The sequence below is a fragment of the Bacillus cereus group sp. RP43 genome (assembly GCF_040459645.1).
Lineage (GTDB): Bacteria > Bacillota > Bacilli > Bacillales > Bacillaceae_G > Bacillus_A > Bacillus_A mycoides_C.
On record NZ_JARVHQ010000001.1, the window covers coordinates 4185285 to 4205231 of the forward strand.

Consider the following 19947-nt stretch of genomic DNA (forward strand, 5'->3'; position numbering starts at 1 on the left):
CACATAACCATACAATGGAATCACTCGTTCTTTTTTCTTGATGCGATGGAGTAGTGCTAGGAAAGGAAAGAAAATACAACATACAACATACAAACAGCCCAAGTTTCTTATTCGAACTTGGGCTGTTTTTTAATATAAACTGATACTTTTCTTTCTGATGCAAAAACTCTAAAAACCTTGTAAGTACTCTCTTAAACTTGGACATACTGATACTATTAATTTAGCAAAGCTTTGCACCAGAACCTTATTTTTTAATCAACATTATTTAACTGACTCTACTTGTTTTTCTAATTCTATTCCAAGGAATTTAGCAAGCTCAAACATACCAAATTGATTAGCTACAGACTCCGCGTCAGAATTATAGTTTGTGTTTGTATTAATATCATACGTATAAATTGTTCCATCCGAACTGCGAATAAATTCAATACCAGCAACGGTAATTTCATTTTCTTTCAAAAATTCTTTGTATTGTTCAATGATTGGCTCTTGGAAGTCCGATATAATTTCAAATTTTGTTGACGACTCTTTCTTACTCTCTTCTCCTACTGGGCAAAAAGCATCGTGAATAGAGCACGCATCTGCTGGACAAAGCTCAAATCCTTCTGATGTATCTACTTTAACTGCATATACAAACTGACCTCCTACAAACTCACAACGTGTAATATATGGTTCAGGTGCTTCAATATACTGCTGGATTAAAGTAATTCCATCAATCGGTTCTTCAAATGTCGGACCATCTAAATATTGCTCTAAAGCATCAATGGAATGAAATAATTGAACACCAAGGCCTTTACCTGCGCGGTTATGCTTTGTAATGAACGGTACTTCCCCTAACTCCCTTGCTGCTTTTACTATATTATCACGGCCAACAGCACCAATTGTTTTCGGCACTTGTATCCCAAAATTTCTTAATGCTGCATATTGATTTAATTTACTTACTTCAAGGCGTAATGCACGAGACCCATTAAATACTGTTCGCCCGTATCCCTCTAACCAAGCAAGAACCCCTTCAGTCAACTCAGGTGCATATCGATGCCCTCTCGTATATGAAGAGGCACTCATGCGGCTATAAAAAACACCATGGGGAGGTTCTTGTTCTAACGAAATGGTTCCTTCATCTAAAAACCATTCCTCATAACCTATAAATGGGATACCGCCAGCATTTTGGAAAATAACCACGCTAAGAGTATGCAAGATTTTATACAGTTTTTCGACTCATTCAGTAACAAACAAGAACCTTAAAACCACGCCAGGATAGGAATTTATAAAAAGATGAATAGAGTTATAGAAAAAAAAGGCGACTTCCTTTTGAAAGTAGGGATTCGCCTTTTTCTTGCTACCGATAATAGGATGTTATGTTAACTTGAGATGTATACTTATTCATGTTGCTTTTCTCTTTTTTAGTTGCTATCTCTTTTCTTCTTTCTCTATTTCTGACACTGATTTTTCAGGATCTTTTATAAGTTCCCCTAGTTCTCCAGAACGTGACAATTTATCTTCGAAATTTTTTGTTGTACTAATACTTGCATCAAACCATAATTTCGGATTCCCATTAATATATCCTTCTACAGACGGAACACCCATCGGACTTACATCATGTTTTGTAAAACTAATTGATTTTACATCTTTTACATTATAATGAATATACTTTTCTATCCGTGCTTCTTGTTCTTTCCAATATTGCTCCTCTTTTTCTTTTTGTTTCACATATTCCATCATGATATACCCTCCTGCTATAATACAAATAATGCTTACTGTAATTACCAATTTCTTTTTCATTTGGAATCTCCTTGCATTTAAATATAATCAAAATATATCACGAAATGAGTTGGAATATATGAGTGAATTTCAAAGAAACCCGATTGCCACAGAAGAAGATTACTATGAATTATCAGACAAAGTATATAAAGATAAATACTTAGATAAAGGAACTGAAATAAAAGGTAGTGGAGATAAAAAATGGGTTGTTATCGAATCTATCGATACAAACAAAACCGAAGCGAAAAACGGACTCCAAGCTATCGCTGTTGTACCTGCAGACAAATATGAAAAGGGAAAAACACAGTATGACGATATCATCTATTCTTTCCGAGGAACAGAGTTCGGAAAGTTTGATGGCGATTTATCGACAGATGTATTCCAAATTACAGCGGGACAGAAACACAACTGGGGTGCTGTCGGCGGAGAATTTCAAAATCTCCCAACATCTTTTGATAGTTCACTAGAATTTGTAGACAAAGTGAATCAAACCTATAAACCAATTTCTGTCCATACAACTGGACATAGTAAAGGTGCTGCGGAAGCTGCCTTTGTCGCTGCCGAAAGAAACTTTTATTCCACAACCTATGCGGCACCTAATATATATCGATTATTAAGTGATAAAGCGAAAAAGCGTGTAGATGAAGGCGTGATGGAACATAAAGTAGTCGATTATACACATGAAAAAGATGCTGTAGGGAATTTCGAACAATTTGGCGCAAATCCAATCGGTAAACAATACGTCGTAAAAAGTAATGGAACTTCTCATGGTTTAATGGGTCTTTTATTTATGTCAGAACATCCTATGGATACATTTCAAGGTATGTTTCACTCCGATGGAAGCCCATTGTTAGTATCAGAACCTCGTGGTGTTATTCAACAAGCCAAAGATACAGAAATTCAACTGAAAGTCGAAGATATCCAAGCCATTTCAACAGACTTAAAACGTGAAATAGACCATATTAACCAAAAAATCGTAGAAGCCAGTGCAAAGATCATACAGGTATTACAACAATCGCCAGCTAGTGTAGATGGTCATTTAATCCCTACCATCACGTACGCTGTCAATCAATTTCAAAGAAGCTATATAGAATCTCTACGTTCCACATCAGACTTTATTTATCAAAAAGCAAACGAATTTGAACGAGTAGATAATGAAGGTTAAATAGGAGAACATAACATGAAAAATTATGATGTCATTCAACATTCACTAGATGTACAAAGAGCAACCAATCAATTGGTTACATGTTTATCAGATTTAGAAAATCACAAAATCAAACTATACTCTATCCAAACATTATTAGCTCATAACTGGAAAGGTAACACTGCAAAAGAAATTGAAAAAAGATTAAATGAGACTGAAGATAAACTAATGTATATACTTAATCAGTTTCAAAATATAGAAAATGATTTAGAAAGATACAAGAAAACAGTAGACAGTTTTGCTAATCAATTTATGATGATGGGACCAAAATATTAATCTAAAAAATTAAAAATGAATACAGATAGCTATACGTTACCACAAATAAACGCCCAAGAATCTATGAATTCCTGGGCGTTTATTTGTACTTCGGATAACGAATTTTATGTAAATAAGCTGTTAAAAGTTTATTTTATTAATTGACTAAGTAATATTTTGAAAAAAATATCACTATAACAGAAAGAAGATTCTGTGTATTATGTTAATGCGCTGAATAGGTACATTATTGTATGTTAAAAATTTAGCTTAAGTTGGGATTATATATGACTGAATATAAAAGACTGAAAAAACCGGTGGTAAGTTTTATATTACGAACCAACATTATTTTTTGGCCACTTTTTCTTCTCGTTGGAATTACAAAGTTATTAGATTTTCCAACTTGGATTTTTGATGTAATGCTTTGTATATCAGCTTGGTTTTCCACCTTTGCTTTTGTGTTTCTATAAATTTTTTATAATTCTTGATTTCTCATTTTTCATTGCATGATAAATTTCTCTATACTCATTAACAACTAACATTAAAACCATTAATCCAATAGATTCTTGGAAAAAAGTGTTTGGACTTCTCTTAACAATTACCGTTACATTACTAGTATGGCAGCGCGAATCATTGTTTAACATAATGTTGAGAGCAGTTGGAATAATCCCATTTTCAGAAACTGGGACTCGAAACACTCCAGTAGATTTATGAGCCATATAATCACATCCTTTCAAAATAAAATATACTTACAATATATTAAATGCAAAAAACGTTCATTTTGATAGGGACAAATTATGTGATTAATATATCCATAATAACCCTCGGTATTACTAAGCCAATGATTTAAAAGATTAACAAATATCGCGAAAAATGCGGAAGAGAACCAATCGAATGTATATTAAAAATAAAAAGAATAAGGTGTCTAAAAGGACGCCTATTTTGAGCCAAAAATGAGATATTATGTTAACCTTAATAGAATCGCTTTATAATATGTATAGTTGCACAAAATTGAGAAACTTAAGGAGACAGATAAATTTTATGAGGAAATTATCCATATTACTTATTTTAATTCTAGTATTAGTCAGTGTTACGGCTGCTTGCACACAAGATAAAAAAGATAGTGCCGTTGAAAATGGTCCAATAGAAGAACCAACCGCAAAAAATGAAAATGAAGAATTAATAAATTTTGAAGAAAAAGAAGATATAAGCCGCTTGGAACAAGGTGTTTTATTAGTTAGCGAGAGTGCTAAAGGAGGCTATTACTTGACCACCGTTCAAAGTGCACATTTAAATGCTAGCAACGATTCCGTCGTTGTTAATGTCTCTATAAAAAATGTACGAGGTCAAATGATTGGACTATCAGAATTAAAATATAACTTAAAAGATGAAAAAGACGGAAAGGCCTATGAGGGAAAGGTGCTTGATCAAAACCCTTCTGATATACAAGTTAAACCAAATGAAACGGTAGAATTGAAAATAGCTTTTGAAGTACCAGGTACCGCAGATGAATATATGTTTTATATTGAAAGCTCTTTAGACCCTCTAGAAGCACACTGGAAAATTGATAAGCTGCAATCACAAAAAAACTAAGTCTAAAATACAATTTGATTGAAGAAATCTCTCAAATAAGCAAAAAGTACCGGAAAAATTTGATATAGATACAAATGAATAATATATAAAAGTCCCTCCACCTTAAGGCAGAGGGACTTTCTAATTACTATTTCAAACTACCCGAAATCTCCGTAAAGATAACCCCAAGTGCATGCGCACCTGCATCTGGATATCCTAAACTTCTTTCGCCAACTGTACCAGCGCGGCCCATGCGAGCTACGATTTCTTTCGTGTACTCTGCTCCTTTAACCGCTGCTTCTGCTCCTTTTTCGAAGGCATCTTTCATGTCTTCTTCGTTTGAAGCACTAGCTAACCAAGAGTCTACACATGGAGCAAGTGCATCAACAAGTGTTTTGTCACCAACTACCGCTCCTCTACCGAACGATCTTTCACCGATAGATTGTATGCCTTGAAGAGCTGATTGCAACATTTCAGCAAATTCTTTCACTGTTAGCTCACGCTTCTCGCCTGCTGCTTTACTAGCTGCGCGGAATGCACCGCCCCAAATTGGACCAGATGCGCCGCCGCAATGTTCCATAATAATCATAGAACAACCGTCAAGGAATGATCCGATCGTTACATTTTCTTGATCTACAATAGAATGCCACTCACGTTTTAATTGCTTAAATCCTTTTGCAACACTCATTCCGAAGTCACCGTCACCTGCATGTGTATCTAACTCACAGAACGGTACTTCATTTTTAATAATAATGTCGCTCATTTTATCAACGAGATAAATCATGTTGTTTAATGTAATGACATTATTTTTAATAACAGCGTGCTCTTCCGCTGTTTCTATTTCAAAGGAAACTTCCTTCTCTTCTACATCTTCAAGTACATTCACGTACTCAACACTCTCAACTGGTCCATCTACTTTAAACGCTGGTGTATCACATTCTTTCGATAGTAATGTTTTTAGCTCATCATCTAATTTCATTACTGTTAAAGACATACCCGCCATATCGATACTCGTCATATAATTGCCGACGAATACTCTATTAATTTTAATGTTTCTAGCAGCTAATTCTCTCGTAACTGCGTTATTAAATAAGTAAAGTTCTTGTAGTGGAGTTCCGCCAAAGCCATTGACTAGAAGTGCAATTTCCTCGCCGTCTTTTACTCCTAAATCTTTCATTAAATCATTTGTCATACGGTTCGCTAATTCATCTGCTGACATCGTTTTTTCACGTTTAATACCTGGTTCACCGTGAATACCTACGCCGTATTCCATTTCATCTTCCGCAAGTGTGAAAGTAGGTGATCCGCTCGCTGGTACTGTACAAGAAGTTAATGCTAAACCGATTGTGCGCACGTTAGCCGCTGCTTTTTCTGCGATAGCTTTTACTGCACCTAACTCCATACCTGCTTCCGCTGCTGCACCGGCAATTTTATGAACTAAAATAACGCCCGCAACACCGCGGCGTCCTACTGTGTACAGACTATCTTCTACCGCAATATCATCGTCCACTTTTACATAGTCGACTTCAATTCCATCTTCCGTCGCTAAATGCGCACCGTTTTTGAAATTCATAATATCGCCGCTATAATTTTTAATAATTAATAACGTACCTTTTTTACTAGCTGTCTCTTTAATTGCTTGGTATACCTGAATTTGCGAAGGTGAAGCAAACACATCTCCGCACACTGCGGCATCTAACATTCCTTTTCCGACTAGTCCTGCATGTGCTGGCTCATGGCCACTACCGCCGCCACTAATTAACGTTACTTTATTTTCGTTCATTTCTTTCTTCTTAATGACTTTATATTTTTTCAAAAGCTCAAGCTCTGGATGAGCCATAACCATTCCGTTGCACATTTCCATTACTAATGTTTCTGGTTTGTTTATAATCTTTTTCATTGTGATTCTCCCTCAATTCCTTTAATATATTGTGATATATTTGAAATCTTCTTCTTACTACTCATAGTAAAATGAAAGCGTTTTATAGTAAACGGACAAAATGGACAATCTGTCTAAAGACACCGCTCTCATTTTTGAATAGGATTTTTATATTACTAACATTCTAGGGATGATTCAGATGACCTCTTCTATAATTTCTAAAAAGATAATCGCGAATTCATTGAAATATTTAATGGAAACAGAATCATTTCATAAAATATCAGTGAGCGATATTATGTTACACTGTCAAATGCGTAGGCAAACTTTTTATTATCATTTTAAAGATAAATTTGAACTATTAAGCTGGATTTATAGAGAAGAAACGAAAGAAAATATTATCGACTTTCTCGACTATGAAACATGGGAAAACATTTTTGATTTATTATTTGATTACTTTTATGAAAATCAAAAATTTTACCGAAATGCTTTTAAAGTCATTGAGCAAAACTCGTTTAATCACTATTTATTTGAGCATACGAAAAACTTATATATGAAGATTATTGATGAACTATCTGTGAGCTGTGGATTCAGCCTTTCTGATGAGACAAAAAATACGATTGCCTCCTTTTATAGTCACGGCTTCGTTGGAACGATAAAAGATTGGATTGAAAGCAAATGCGAAGTAGATCCGTCCATTATGTCTTCTCTCATGAAAAATATGATAAACAATCAATTACTACTTTTACTTGAGCAATCAGCAAAGTAATCAAAGGGTGGCAAAAGCAATGAAAAAGATTATGAATGATGTAGAAAATATTGTTCAAGATATGCTGCATGGCTTTTATTTTGAACATAATGACAAAGTAAATTACGACGAAACACATAACATCATTTATGTAAAAGATATCGGAAAACTGAAGCAAGACGTCGCTATTATAAGCGGCGGTGGTAGCGGACATGAACCTGCTGATATTGGTTATGTAGGAAAAGGAATGCTTACAGCGGCAGTAAACGGAAATATCTTCACTCCGCCTACAGTGGAACAAATCGTCACGGCAACTCGCTTAATGCCAAAAGATAAAAGTATTTTATTCATCATTAAAAACTTTAAAGATGACGTAGAGAACTTTTTAGCTGCAGAACAAATCGCAAAAACAGAAGGAAGACAAATTGACCACATCATCGTAAATGACGACGTTTCAATTGAAGATGATGCTTCTTTTAATAAAAGAAGACGCGGCGTAGCTGGCACCGTTTTCGTTCAAAAAATATTAGGCGCGGCCGCTCTTGAAGGTCATTCTTTAAAAGAACTAACAACGCTTGGGCAAGCTGTCATCAAAAACTTACACACATTAGGAGTCGCCCTTTCACCTGCAAATGACCCGGTGAAAGGAAAAGCTTCATTTTCACTAAACGACGATGAAGTATTTTACGGCGTCGGCATCCATGGCGAAAAAGGTTACCGTAAAGAAGCGCTATCCTCTTCTGAAATATTGGCAATCGAACTTATGAATAAACTAAAAAGCATTTATCGCTGGAGAAAAGGTGACAACTTCGCTATCCTCATTAACGGACTCGGCGCTACACCATTAATGGAACAATACATTTTCGCAAACGATATTCGCCGTTTATGCGATTTGGAAGGCTTACATGTGAAGTTCGTTAAGGTCGGTACCCTTCTCACTTCTTTAGATATGAAGGGTGTTTCGCTCTCTTTGCTTAAGGTAGAAGATTTGGATTGGGTAAAGTGGTTGAAGGCGGATGTTGGAGCCGGTAGTTGGTAAGATTAAATAAAATTGATCAGAGAATATAGGGGTTTGTACTATCCAATATAAATATCCATCCCCCTTCTTCTCTCTCATTGGCTTATTCTAGATTAATTATAAATCAGTTAGTAAAATGAATCCTGAAATTTCCAAATATAAATTATGCGATGCATTAAGTAAATAATTTATATAAGGTAATATCTTTTTTAAAGATATTACTTTTGCTACAAAATATAGATTTGATTATTAAAGACACCACAAATGGTGTCTTTTTGCTTATGTAACTATATATTTAGCAAAGACTTCATTATTTCAAACTATTTTCAAAAAGTAGTTTTATCTCCTTTATTTGTTCTATGTGACGCTGTTCATGCAAATATATCAGTTCTATCCATTGATCAAGAAATAACTCTCCCAGAGCAGGATGCTTCACTGATTTTTTCGCTAACATGGATTCATCTTCTATTGTACTAAGAAAAGTCATCAACTTTTTTCTCGAATCGTTTAACAAATCAATCATTTGTTGAACTTCAAATGGTTCCAAGCTTGGTTCAAGAATTTCTGGAGCTGTAAATTTTTTCGTTCTATCTAACAATATAGAGTGAATTTCTTGACGCTCTTTTTGGGTACTATCAATCTCTTTTAATCCAAATGAAATAACTTTTATAGCTGCCTCATCTAATAAAACTAAGTGATGACAAACTTGTGCTATACTCCATTTGTTCATATCTGGCTTACTATCGAATTGAGCATCACTTAATAAAGTAATCTCCTTTAGTAGGTTATTTCTCGTTTCATAAAACTTGTCATTCACAAATTTATCCATAAGATTTCTCCCCCCGCCTGAAAGTACATACTTATATTCCTATTCTGTATATATTCTCTACGACAAAAAATTTCCCCTTCACCATTCTACGTTAAGGAGTAGTACCAACTACCCTGTCATCACCCCTATTTATCAGTTCAACAAGTTATATCTGAGAATGAAAGTAAGACTAGACCTATTTTTGCACCAGAACCTCTTATCTTAAATAACTGTAGACAGATCAAATTTTCCTTATGGAGAACAATGAATTTCTGCATTTTATAGTGCAGTACCCTATAAAGAAAAGACACTCTCATGAGTGCCTTCCCTTAGCAGCCGAATCCGCTGCAACTAGCTCCAACTATTATTAATAAAATAAAGAGCACAACAAGTAATGCGAATCCGCCACCAAAGCCACAGCCTCCACCACAACTACCGCCATATCCCATATTAATCCCTCCTTTTTTAGGAGAAAACGCGAGGTCACACATGCATTCCACTTGGTTCACTTTACTTTATGTTTTTAGGGATTAATTGAGCAGGTCCTTTAAGAAAAAAAGACCGCCTACTATGGGCGATCAATTTTTACTAAGTATTTTTTAATGTCTGTTTTAACGTTTCACCTGTTTGTTCAAGCCATTCTAGAGGAGTCAGTTTTAAAGCAGGAAAATAAATGTCAGTATAATATTCAATGAATTCTTCTTTTTTTCCGTGGATGGTTTCCGTGGCTGGATCACTGTTTAAAAATGTAGTTATGTACTTTATAGTATTTTCTATACAAACTTTGTGGGCTCCAATCTTTATGGAAGGGATTTAGAGAGGGCATCTAGAAAACTAAACTTATTCCCGAAAAAAGGCAGTATTTTCGCCCTGCTCGGCTCCAATGGGGTGGGCAAGACAACTGTTGTAGAATAAACATCTGATGAACACATGGCTCTATGCTAAGTGCAGGACATATCTCGATTCTGATAACCTAGAAAAGGAAGCGCGTCAGATTTTGATTGCCAGTATTCATTCTCTTTTGTTATTCATGCATCGAATCCACCTTTTTGACAAAGGGCTTTCAAGCATGAATAACAAAAGAGAATTTGTAGTTTTAAAACAATAGGGCTGGGAAAAAAGGAGAGATTCATGATGGGACAAAGTAACAAAGGCTTCTCCGAAACAGGGCTGCACAAAATGCGTAACGTGCTAGCACAACATGTCGATTCTGGGAAGATTCCTGGGGTCGTTGCCTTAGTCAGCCGGAACGGTGAGACGCACGTCGAAGCGCTCGGCACGATGCGCCATGATGGTGGTGCGCCGATGCGCCGGGACACGATCTTTCGGATGGCCTCGACGTCCAAGCCGCTTGCGATTGCGGCGGCAATGATCCTGCTCGACGAGTGCAAGCTGCGGCTGGATGACCTGGTAGACACATGGCTACCGGAACTCGCTGACCGGCGGGTGCTGAAGCGGCTCGACGGCCCGCTGGACGATACCGTTCCAGCACGGCGGCCGATTACCGTACGGGACCTGCTGACTTCCACGTTCGGGCTCGGCATGGATATTACGTCGCTAGGCACTCCGATCATGAACGCGATCTTCGAGAAGGGGCTCACGCCCGATCTACCGGTGCCGATGCCCGAGCCGGATGAGTGGATGCGCCGCCTTGGCGAGCTTCCGCTGATGTACCAGCCCGGAGAGCGCTGGCAATACCATATCAGCAACGATTTACTTGGCGTGCTCATTGCCAGGGTCACGGGCCAGTCATTTGAGACGTTCCTGCGCGAACGCATCTTCGACCCCCTAGGCATGAAGGACACCGGTTTCCACGTGCCCGCCAACAAGATCGACCGGTTTCCCACCCTCTACGCCCCCGACCCGCAGACTGGAGAGTTCATCGTGTGGGACGAGGCCAAGGGGGGACGCTGGAGCCAGCCCCCGGCGTTCCAGGGCGGCGGCGGTGGGCTGGTCTCCACCGTCGACGATTACAACGCTTATTTACGGATGCTGCTGAATCACGGGATGCACGAAAGCGAACGGATCCTGTCCCGGCCCGCCGTCCAGCTGATGACCACCAACCGCCTCACGCCCGAGCAGCAAGCAGCTCGAAACGCCATGGCCAAGGGCAACGTCCATGTGTCATTCGGCCAAGGGCAGCACGGCGGATGGGGCTTCGGGATGGCAGTTCGCACCTACCGTGGCGACTACGCGCCCATCGGCCAGTTCGGCTGGGACGGTGGAAGCGGCACCACGACCTACGCCGACCCGCACAACCAGCTCACCGGAATCCTGCTTACCCAGGTCGGGCTGTCAGTCCCGAATTCGGCACGGCTGATCCACGACTTCTGGACTACGGTCTACCAGGCAATCGAAGACTGACACCGATCCTGCGGTTCGTCGTTCGTTTAAAAAAAGGCCAGTGAATTTGAAATGCACCCCAATTATTAGACACTGTCTAACAATTGGGGTCACTTCAACAAGATCAACTTTTTTAATGGGTTAAAACTTCCTAAGCGTTGTAAATCCGCATAAACCTGACGCTACCCCATGCCCATCAACTTAAGAAATTTTAATACCCCCAAGTACCAAAAATCTGTTTCTTTAAAATAAAGTTTTATCAATCATGTGCTAACAACCTTGAAAAAAATGAATATTTTGGAGTATATGTTGTTGAGTATTAGCACCCTTTACCTGAGTAAAGAGAATGTTATTCATGTATGTAATTTATAACTTCTCGAATGTAACTTTCTAAAGGCTGTTTAGTATCTACAACTAAACACTTATATTCAGGAGGTTTTTTACTATTCTTGATGGTATATTGAAAAGATTCTTCAGACTGTATCTCTTTAATTTGGCTTAGCATTCTATCACGGTTTTTTAATCTGAAATTTATTTCATTACTATCATCTAGGTAACATTCAATATATTTATATTTAACATTATATTTTTTTGATAAATCTGTTCCTTTTTCAACCATTTCTTCATACAAGCAAGGACTATCAAATATTACAGCCTGTCCCTCAGATAAGTGAAATTCAATTAAAGACCAATCAATATTGTATGAAATCTTACCAGCAAGCTTTACATCAATTGGAGCTTCCTCAATAGAAAGTAATAAAGCGGTTTTTACAATATCGTGGTCAATAATAACTGCTCCTGTTCTCTTAGCGATTTTTCGAGCAAGTGTTGACTTACCAGAGCCAGGGAAACCTGACATTTGAACAAAAAACATATAAAACACCCTCTCATGTATTCTCTTTTAACTATCCTTCATCCGTCAGTTTAACTGAGTGAAAATTCCAAATTTTTATTATAGGATTTTAACCAAACCTTATTACAAACAATCAATTTTTATTATACATTAACAAACTTTATTCATAAGAAAACGTCATCCTTCCTAATTTAACTTGTTTAGAAAGAATAACGTTTTTTTGTACTTGGGGGTATTAAAGTTTCTTAAGTTGATGGAGATGGGGTAGCGTCAGGAAAATGCGGATTTACAACGATAAGGGAATTCCAAATTAAAAAGCCCAACTTCTCTGCAAATCAAAATAGAGAAATTGAGCTTTTTAGTTATTTCATTTATTTATTGAATTCATTAAATGGAAGAAGTATTCAGGTTTATGAGTCTTATTTAGGTTATACCATGAATGTAATGCATCTGGTGTAAATACATCTATTTTTTTCAGTACCTCCATTGCAAATTCCAGAGGAGCTATTCCTGATGCAGTAACTAAATTCGCATCAGATACCGCAGATCCCAACTCATAGAACTTTTCTCCTTTATAGTTAGGACATACCATTTTAGTATATTCTAAGTTATTACTTGTATGCTTTCTAGTATCCAAGTATCCCATATTCGCGAGGGCATCAGTTGCACCACAAATTGCAGCAACAATAGTGCCAAGCTTTAAAGCTTGGCCAATTCTTTCCAAGATAGGTTGATGAATTTCTTCACTCCAAGTAGTCCCTCCTGGTAAAATTAAAAGATCTTTACTCTCAAGAGTACATTCATCAAGGGAAATATCTGGTTTTATGCTCAGTCCTCCCATAGTAGTAATCATTTCTTTATTAACTCCTACTGTAATTACTTTTAAAGGTGCTAAATCTTTTTTGAAATATCTTCCTGAGTTTAGTTCAGCAATTAAATATCCATATTCCCAGTCCGACATTGTATTAAATACATATAGAAAAGCTTTTTTTGTTTGCATCCAATAACACTCCAATCACAATTGATATAGCCATTATAATATAACTTCCCTGACAGTTAACGTCAGGGAAGTTATCATACTTGATGAAATTTTATTAATTCCGACAGAACTTCAATAAGTCTTTTCTTAAGACTTATTGGCTCAATAACTTTAATAGATTTATTGTACGGTAAAAGTAAATAAGGTACATATTTATGTATCATATCTTTTTCAAGAAGAAAAACTGCTTGATTTGAAGTCCGTTCTTGTAAATAATGTCCTAAAAACCAATGTTGGCAACTATCAGCCAATACACTTTTATCCCCATTAATAACCAAAGAAATAATACCTTCCTTATCTTCTATAGTTGGAAGAAGACTTTTTATAAAAAAGTCACGTGCTGAAAAATTTTCTGGCCGGTTAAACTTATTTTCGGTTAGCATTAGACTTTCAATTCGATCTACTCTAAAACTACGGATATCATTCCTAAGATGACAAAATCCAATCACATACCACTTATTATTCCAATAGATAATTCTGTATGGATCGACCAATCTATAATTTAATTGCTTTTCGCCACTTTTATGGTAAAGAATTTTTACTGAGTACCCGTCAGCTACGGCCTGCTCCAACTCCTTCAAAAAAGGTTCTATAGAGAGTGAACTTAATCGACTTATTACTTCAAGACTAGTTAAATGTTGGTTTATCTTTGTTTCCTGCTCTTGATTTGAGTATTTACTTAGTTTTGAAATGGCCCTATTTAGTGCTTCACCTCCATAATATCCGGCTTCTTCTGCAAAAACAGCAGCGTGAAATAGTGAAGTTTGCTCCTCAAAATCAAAAAAAAGAGGAGCCTCAATAAAATTGTTCAATAAAGTGTATCCACCGTTATGTCCTGGTTCTGAAATTATAGGTACGCCACTTGTTGAAATTGTATCAATATAACGATACACAGTCCTTATATTCATCTCTAACTTTTCTGAAATTTGTTTTGCAGTAATTTTTTCACCTGAACGAAGCATTCATAGAATTGCTAACATATTGTCAATTTTAGGCATATAATTCCACCTCTATATGAAATTTATTTTCTATTATATATTTCCGATTTTTGGTATACCTCATCAACTGTTCCTTTCCGATAGCTTTCTATATAATGAGGCCCTAGACACATTTGTAATTTCACAAATTTGATTTACAGTCATATCTCCCTCTTTATAAAGCTTTACTGCATAATTCATTCCTGCATGGTTTTTATGATATTTCTTTAAACGGCCTTTAAACTTTCCTTCTTTCTTATTATATTGTTTTGTCTAATAAAAAAAGACACCCTAAGGTGCCTTCCTCTGACTTGAACCACTTTAATTTTAATAATATGTATTGGACTCCCATCCGAATATTATTTTACTATGTTAAGTAATATTTGGGTACCGCCAGCATTTTTGAAAAAAAACACGCTAAGTAAAAAATACAATAAGCTGCCCATATAAAACACGATCAGATAGATCATCTGTTTTATGGGGGTAGCAGCTTATCGTTATTCATATTTCTCTGACTATATCCTTTATTTATCAGAGTCTTTTAATATAGTCCTTTCTTTAGGAGGGAAGAATCAAGTTAGCCACAACTCCTGCATGGTCAGAAGGCCATAGTGCCGTTGGTGTACGATCCTCTTGCTCTTCTCCTACAACGTCCACTTTTTCAACTTTGAAATCGCCTCGAAAGAGAATTAAGTCTATTCTAACAAATAGTTGCGAGATCAAATTTAATACATCAGCATCTTGGCAACATGTTAATCCATTGCCTTTGCCTGCGATAGTCCATGTATCTTTAAATCCAGCATTTATCAAAAAGTTGTAAGATGAACCACTGCCGTCAGAATTTGAGTTGAAATCCCCTATGAATACTAAGGGAAGATCAGTCGCTCCCGGGCCAGTTAAAAGTTCGCGAGCTTGAGCGAGTTGTATTGGAAGTGTTTGGGGGATTTCAGGTGTAACGGGTTGTAAATGAGTATTTACGAGTCTAAATTTCTTTCCGGATATTTCGACATCAACAGATATAAAACCAAACAGGAGTTTTTCAACATTACCGCCAACTGGAACGGGAAGAAAAGCTTCAAAAATCTTTGTTTGTATATTTGAGAACTTAAGTCCTGAATTTTTTCGCACCAAAATCGCATCTCGATCTACAAATCGAACGTTGAAGCCCGTGCTACTAGGTAACGTAACATCCGTAGTGTCTACTATTGCTAAAACTTCATAATGCAATCCTCTTTTTTCTAACTCCTTGAGAAGGATCGAAACAAAATCATACTCTACTGCTACTTCAGAATTTTGAGGTAACAAAAGTTGCCATATTGCTGCTTCTTGAAGACCTATTATATCTGGTTTTTTTCTTGCAATTTGATCAGCAATAGCCCCTGCTCGTACCGGAAAATTTGTTGCTTGAAACAGTATAAAGACCTCAGTAACACGTTGTGGGAGTTGCTCTGGAGTGGTTCCTACTAAAGGCGATAAGATAGTTCCAAAATAGATGTTCCATGTCATGATCGTTAGTGGTCCTTGGGGTTCTGGAATCGGAGGGACAGCAGGTGGAAAAGCAGGAAAAAGTCTATGACAGCATCTTTGTTTTGAAAAATATGAGTTCAAAACAATTCATCTCCTTTTTTTCGAAATTTAATATAATTATTTATATTCGAATCTAGTACTTTGGCTTGTATGCTTGTTTACGCCTAATAAAATTCATGATGTATATCTTATACATGTAAGGTTAACATAACGTCTCATTATCGGTAGCAAGAAAAAAGTGGATTCTTACTCTCACAAGGAATCCGCTTTTTCTTTTTCTATAATTCTATTCATTTTGTATACATTCCTATCCTGGCGTGGTTTTTTCCGAAATGTTGTCGATATCCTTTTTGGAAATAAAGAAAAGACACCCTAAGGCGCCTCCCTTGATTTGCTAATCTAGTTTGATTGTATTACTTATTAGAATTGTATATGTATGTTAATGCGACTATAATAGCAAAAATAATGAATACTGTAGCTTTGAAATAAAGTTTGATCATTTTTGTGATCTTTCCTCCATTAAAGCGCCCGATTGCGGAAAATGATTATGATTGCTGCTTATAGCTTGTTGAACTAACGCACCCGTTACTTTAAGTAAATTGATTCACAATTTTACTGGGAATTTACCTAAAAAAGCTGAATTAACTTAATAAAAAAAGGACTCCCTTTTTGGGAATCCAATTCATTCAGTGTCACTTTGGTTAAAGTCTAATCTTCTCGGTTCGCAACACTGTCATTAGCCTCATCGGCACCTTCGCCGACTTTGTTACCCATCGCTCCTCCTGCAACAGCTCCTGCAACGGTACCAAGTGGACCAAGAACAGAACCCAAAGCAGCTCCAGCGACAGCACCGACACCAGTTCCTACCGCTTCGCCAGCATCATTATCGACACGGTTACGTTCGTTTTTATCAGCCACTCATCTCACTCCTTATTTAGAATAGGCAAGTGCTTTCCAGCACACTACCTTACATATTTTCCCCTATAAGGACAGATTTATGCGAAGTTTAAATCTGTCCTTAAAACTTTGCAATCCCCAAAAGTGTCTCTCCCTACTTGATCCACACAAGCTTTTTCTTGCAGCACAAATATATCTGGGTTCCCACCTAATTCTATTTTTCTACATCTATTTATAAAGTTTAATTAATTTAATGTGAATTTTATAAAGAAAAAACACCCATATAAGAGTGTCTTTTCCAATAGTTTTTTAGCAGAAGCAAGAAGCTCCAACGATGATTAATAAAATAAATAATACAACTAATAAAGCAAATCCTCCAGCAAAGCCGCCGCCACAACTACCACCAAATCCCATTTAAATCTCTCCTTTGAGTAGGAGGGGAAAATTAAGGTCACTCATGTATTTTAACGGGTTCACTTTACCTTATGCTTTTATGCATTAATTGAGCAGGTCCTTTTGGAAATAAAGAAAAGACACCCTAAGGTGCCTTCTTCCGACTTGAACCACTTTAATTTTAATAATATGTATTGGACTCCCATCCGAATATTATTTTACTATGTTAAGTTATTTTGTTCATTGAGGAATATGGTTCAAATCTGGGGTAGTACCACATCGCTATCTAGCTAAGGTTTTATGCTGCCCCCAAAACAATAATTTTTTACATTTTTACTCTGAGGATGCCAATTTTCTCGTTTGGGGATATTTACTTTTCTTAGCTTGATGGTCACGGGGGACTCCTATTAAAGAAAATTCCCATTCTAAAATTGAAGATACTTGTAAATTTAGTACGAATCTAAGTTGAACTCCTTTTACTTAATTGTCCCCATCGCACCAATTTCTACATTTACCTTGACGTTTACATCGCCCTTTGCTAATGCATTATTCCATTTGTATTGGACTTTTTTCCATTCTGGATATGTATAAGTTCTTGCGTATCCCCCAAGCCCAATAGGATCGATATTCGCATCTTGTATTTTCTTTATTACTTGCTTGAAATCTTCTTCTAATTTCGTTTCAATTGCCTTCTGTAATTTCGCTGCATCCTTTCTTATATTGAACGTAAAAAGCCGTTCTGTTATGCCAACTCTCATCTTTATATCTGTATCAAATATAAATTTATTGTCATACCTTGCCTTTGTTTTCACTTTAATACTATAGACGGAAAAGCTCATCCAATCTTTTTCCTTACTATCAGACTTTAATTTAATTGGAATTGTAAATGAAAACTCACCGGTAGTTTTTTGTTGCAAAATACGTAATAGTTTATTTTCATCGGGATTGAGCGTTAATTTATACTTCCCTTTTTCATCCAATAAAGCTGTACCTGTTACAATTATTTTATTTGTTTTTTTTATCTCAGTAATATTTGCTGTTTTCCCTTTGTCCGCCATTTGTTCATGTAGTTCTTGAAGATTTGTTTTTACTGTGATATTTCTTAAAGCTGCCGTCTCAATTAGCTTTGTTAAATATAAAGGAAGCCGTGGCTTATCTTTTTGTTTATGAAAAAAAATGTTCGAAACAGGTCCATCTACAGCAATAACTTTTGTTGTAACTGTATTTTTAGGATCTCGATAAAATGGATCAAGATTCTTTACCCAGTTTTTCTTTTTCAGTAACCGTTTTCCAACTAAAATAACTTGCATTTTGCTACCCGAGGTAAGTGCGAAAACAGTAGCATCAAATTTGTCTCTAGAATTTCGAATCGTTGTAGCTTTTACACCGACAATTTCTTCTTTGATCTTTGCTTCTTTATTAAAAATCGGGCTTGACTTGTAAACCAACAAATTATTATTACGATCTAAGTCGATGCCAATAGCAAGGGAAAGGGAAACATCTTCAATATTGGTTTGGTCATAGCATCCAGTCATCATAAATACCGATATCAAAATACAACATAATGCTTTTCTTTTCAATGCGTTCTCCCCCGATGCAGCTTCTCATATAACCAGCCATACATCAATAAAATGATAGGCAACATATAGGATAATACTACCCCCGCATTCGAAAATACTTGTTGCCAAATTTCAGCTTCATTCCAACTTGGACGAGTCCAAAATATGAAACCGATAATAAGCAATAAGAGAACAACTACATGAGAACTGTGATCTTGTTTCCCAAGTAATTGACTCGAACAAAATACTGAGCAGTATAGGGCAGGAATCCAAGATGTGGAAACAATTGTTAAGTATACAGCCAATAAAATCATGTCAAAGCGTTCTAAAAAACGAAATTCAATTACTTTAAGTAAATTTAGTACTGGTTGATTAAATTGAGTAATACTATCTGGACTAAAATAAGCGAAGCAAACAATAGTAGCAAATAAATAGAATAACATCGTTAAAGTGTTTGCAATAACCATTCCATGAACTGCATACTGCTTTTTTTGTAAAAATGGATATAAAAAGAAAGCAATATCAAACCCTAAATATGCAAAAATAGTGGTCGGTACAGCCGTGAATACAGATTTCCACCCTTCTTTTAAAACCGGAAAGAAGGGCATCCAACTTCCGCTCTCTTTTAGAGGTATTAAAAAGAATAATGGTATCCAAATCATCATATAAAAATTAAGTTCGGAATACCGTCCTATAATACGAGGGCCTTTACGTGCAACAAGTAAGGTAGGAATCGTAAACAAAAAGATAACAAGATAATCTGGTGTTTTCGGAAGAAGCCATCCCTTAAGATAAAGCATAGCGTTCACTAAAACGATGCAAGAATAAAAAGCGAAGTACATCATATAAGCAACAACTAATGCTTTCCCTACTATATTTCCAAAGAATCGTATAAGAATTTCATAAATTGTGTCATCGGGGTATTTTGCAGCTGTTTTTACTATAAAAACACCTGATATTGTAGAGACTAGCCAACCAATCAATATAGCTATCCAACCATCTGTTCCAGCTTTTTCTGCAAGAACACGCGGAAGAGATAGAACACCAGTGGCGACCTGCATTCCATTAATTAAAAAGATATACTGCATAAGAGTGATGTCATTATAGGCATATTTTTTCATAG

At 36.4% G+C, this 19947-nt stretch carries 20 protein-coding genes and 3 pseudogenes; 7 read left to right on the top strand and 16 right to left on the bottom strand.

Annotation, left to right across the window (positions count from 1 at the left end):
• Positions 1-261 precede the first annotated feature (261 nt).
• The gene (locus QCI75_RS21835) at positions 262-1179 is read right to left on the bottom strand and encodes an ATP-grasp domain-containing protein (protein WP_235676405.1); all 918 of its coding nucleotides are present in this window, start codon (positions 1177-1179) and stop codon (positions 262-264) included.
• Positions 1180-1407: 228 nt separating this feature from the next.
• Complete coding sequence (locus QCI75_RS21840; RefSeq protein WP_144508039.1) at positions 1408-1779, bottom strand: DUF1433 domain-containing protein; 372 nt, start codon at positions 1777-1779, stop codon at positions 1408-1410.
• A gap of 58 nt (positions 1780-1837) precedes the next feature.
• Here QCI75_RS21840 and QCI75_RS21845 point away from each other — a divergent pair, with 58 nt between their 5' ends.
• From QCI75_RS21845 to QCI75_RS21855, 3 genes and pseudogenes are all read left to right on the top strand, one after another.
• Positions 1838-2923 carry a cytoplasmic protein gene (locus QCI75_RS21845; RefSeq protein ID WP_144508037.1) on the top strand — a complete coding sequence of 362 codons (1086 nt, stop codon included), beginning with the start codon at positions 1838-1840 and terminating at the stop codon, positions 2921-2923.
• Between the two features lie 15 nt (positions 2924-2938).
• A complete protein-coding gene (locus tag QCI75_RS21850; RefSeq protein WP_144508035.1) occupies positions 2939-3238 on the top strand; it encodes a hypothetical protein in 300 nt (99 codons plus the stop codon).
• Positions 3239-3501: 263 nt separating this feature from the next.
• Positions 3502-3681, top strand: a pseudogene (locus tag QCI75_RS21855) (CPBP family intramembrane glutamate endopeptidase); the annotation flags it as partial.
• Here the strand turns inward: QCI75_RS21855 and QCI75_RS21860 are convergent.
• Positions 3679-3912, bottom strand: coding sequence for a hypothetical protein (locus tag QCI75_RS21860; protein ID WP_353761580.1), 234 nt, complete (start codon positions 3910-3912; stop codon positions 3679-3681). The pseudogene QCI75_RS21855 and the gene QCI75_RS21860 sit on opposite strands and share 3 nt — an antisense overlap.
• Positions 3913-4255: 343 nt before the next feature.
• Between QCI75_RS21860 and QCI75_RS21865 the strand changes: the two genes are divergently transcribed.
• A complete protein-coding gene (locus QCI75_RS21865; RefSeq protein ID WP_144508031.1) occupies positions 4256-4807 on the top strand; it encodes a DUF4352 domain-containing protein in 552 nt (183 codons plus the stop codon).
• Positions 4808-4934: 127 nt separating this feature from the next.
• Here QCI75_RS21865 and dhaK read toward each other — a convergent pair whose 3' ends face one another.
• Complete coding sequence (dhaK, locus tag QCI75_RS21870) at positions 4935-6686, bottom strand: dihydroxyacetone kinase subunit DhaK (protein WP_353761159.1); 1752 nt, start codon at positions 6684-6686, stop codon at positions 4935-4937.
• Between the two features lie 178 nt (positions 6687-6864).
• Here dhaK and dhaS point away from each other — a divergent pair, with 178 nt between their 5' ends.
• Positions 6865-7431: a dihydroxyacetone kinase transcriptional activator DhaS gene (gene dhaS / locus QCI75_RS21875; protein WP_000204220.1), complete on the top strand. Its 567-nt coding sequence runs from the start codon at positions 6865-6867 to the stop codon at positions 7429-7431.
• Between the two features lie 19 nt (positions 7432-7450).
• On the top strand, positions 7451-8449 hold the full coding sequence (gene dhaQ / locus QCI75_RS21880; protein WP_353761160.1) for a DhaKLM operon coactivator DhaQ: 999 nt from the start codon (positions 7451-7453) through the stop codon (positions 8447-8449).
• Positions 8450-8738: 289 nt separating this feature from the next.
• Here dhaQ and QCI75_RS21885 read toward each other — a convergent pair whose 3' ends face one another.
• The 3 genes and pseudogenes from QCI75_RS21885 to QCI75_RS21895 form a co-directional block, all read right to left on the bottom strand.
• Complete coding sequence (locus tag QCI75_RS21885) at positions 8739-9257, bottom strand: DinB family protein (protein ID WP_353761161.1); 519 nt, start codon at positions 9255-9257, stop codon at positions 8739-8741.
• Positions 9258-9565: 308 nt separating this feature from the next.
• A complete protein-coding gene (locus QCI75_RS21890; RefSeq protein ID WP_070141115.1) occupies positions 9566-9685 on the bottom strand; it encodes a YjcZ family sporulation protein in 120 nt (39 codons plus the stop codon).
• A gap of 139 nt (positions 9686-9824) precedes the next feature.
• Positions 9825-10028: pseudogene (locus QCI75_RS21895) on the bottom strand (contact-dependent growth inhibition system immunity protein); the annotation flags it as partial.
• A gap of 342 nt (positions 10029-10370) precedes the next feature.
• On the opposite strand from QCI75_RS21895, the gene QCI75_RS21900 reads away from it, so the two are divergent.
• Positions 10371-11600, top strand: a complete 1230-nt coding sequence (locus tag QCI75_RS21900; protein ID WP_353761162.1) for a serine hydrolase domain-containing protein — start codon at positions 10371-10373, stop codon at positions 11598-11600.
• Positions 11601-11928: 328 nt separating this feature from the next.
• Here QCI75_RS21900 and QCI75_RS21905 read toward each other — a convergent pair whose 3' ends face one another.
• The 9 genes and pseudogenes from QCI75_RS21905 to QCI75_RS21945 form a co-directional block, all read right to left on the bottom strand.
• Entirely contained in the window at positions 11929-12453 is a 525-nt protein-coding gene (locus tag QCI75_RS21905; RefSeq protein WP_144506751.1) for a P-loop nucleotide/nucleoside kinase family protein, read from the bottom strand.
• Positions 12454-12799: 346 nt separating this feature from the next.
• The gene (locus QCI75_RS21910; protein WP_144506752.1) at positions 12800-13432 is read right to left on the bottom strand and encodes a type 1 glutamine amidotransferase family protein; all 633 of its coding nucleotides are present in this window, start codon (positions 13430-13432) and stop codon (positions 12800-12802) included.
• 74 nt (positions 13433-13506) lie between these two features.
• Positions 13507-14433, bottom strand: a complete 927-nt coding sequence (locus QCI75_RS21915) for a helix-turn-helix transcriptional regulator (RefSeq protein ID WP_353761163.1) — start codon at positions 14431-14433, stop codon at positions 13507-13509.
• A 99-nt stretch (positions 14434-14532) separates the two neighbouring features.
• Positions 14533-14706: pseudogene (locus tag QCI75_RS21920) on the bottom strand (helix-turn-helix domain-containing protein); the annotation flags it as partial.
• 300 nt (positions 14707-15006) lie between these two features.
• Positions 15007-16056, bottom strand: a complete 1050-nt coding sequence (locus tag QCI75_RS21925; protein WP_353761164.1) for an endonuclease/exonuclease/phosphatase family protein — start codon at positions 16054-16056, stop codon at positions 15007-15009.
• A gap of 627 nt (positions 16057-16683) precedes the next feature.
• Positions 16684-16893, bottom strand: coding sequence for a glycine zipper domain-containing protein (locus QCI75_RS21930; protein ID WP_000764044.1), 210 nt, complete (start codon positions 16891-16893; stop codon positions 16684-16686).
• Between the two features lie 288 nt (positions 16894-17181).
• Complete coding sequence (locus QCI75_RS21935; RefSeq protein ID WP_063219790.1) at positions 17182-17286, bottom strand: YjcZ family sporulation protein; 105 nt, start codon at positions 17284-17286, stop codon at positions 17182-17184.
• Between the two features lie 455 nt (positions 17287-17741).
• Positions 17742-18845 (bottom strand): Ger(x)C family spore germination protein, encoded by a 1104-nt coding sequence (locus QCI75_RS21940; protein WP_353761165.1) that lies wholly within the window; start codon positions 18843-18845, stop codon positions 17742-17744.
• A complete protein-coding gene (locus tag QCI75_RS21945; RefSeq protein ID WP_144506756.1) occupies positions 18842-19945 on the bottom strand; it encodes a GerAB/ArcD/ProY family transporter in 1104 nt (367 codons plus the stop codon). Before QCI75_RS21945 ends, QCI75_RS21940 begins: the two co-directional genes overlap by 4 nt.
• Between the last annotated feature and the right edge of the window lie 2 nt (positions 19946-19947).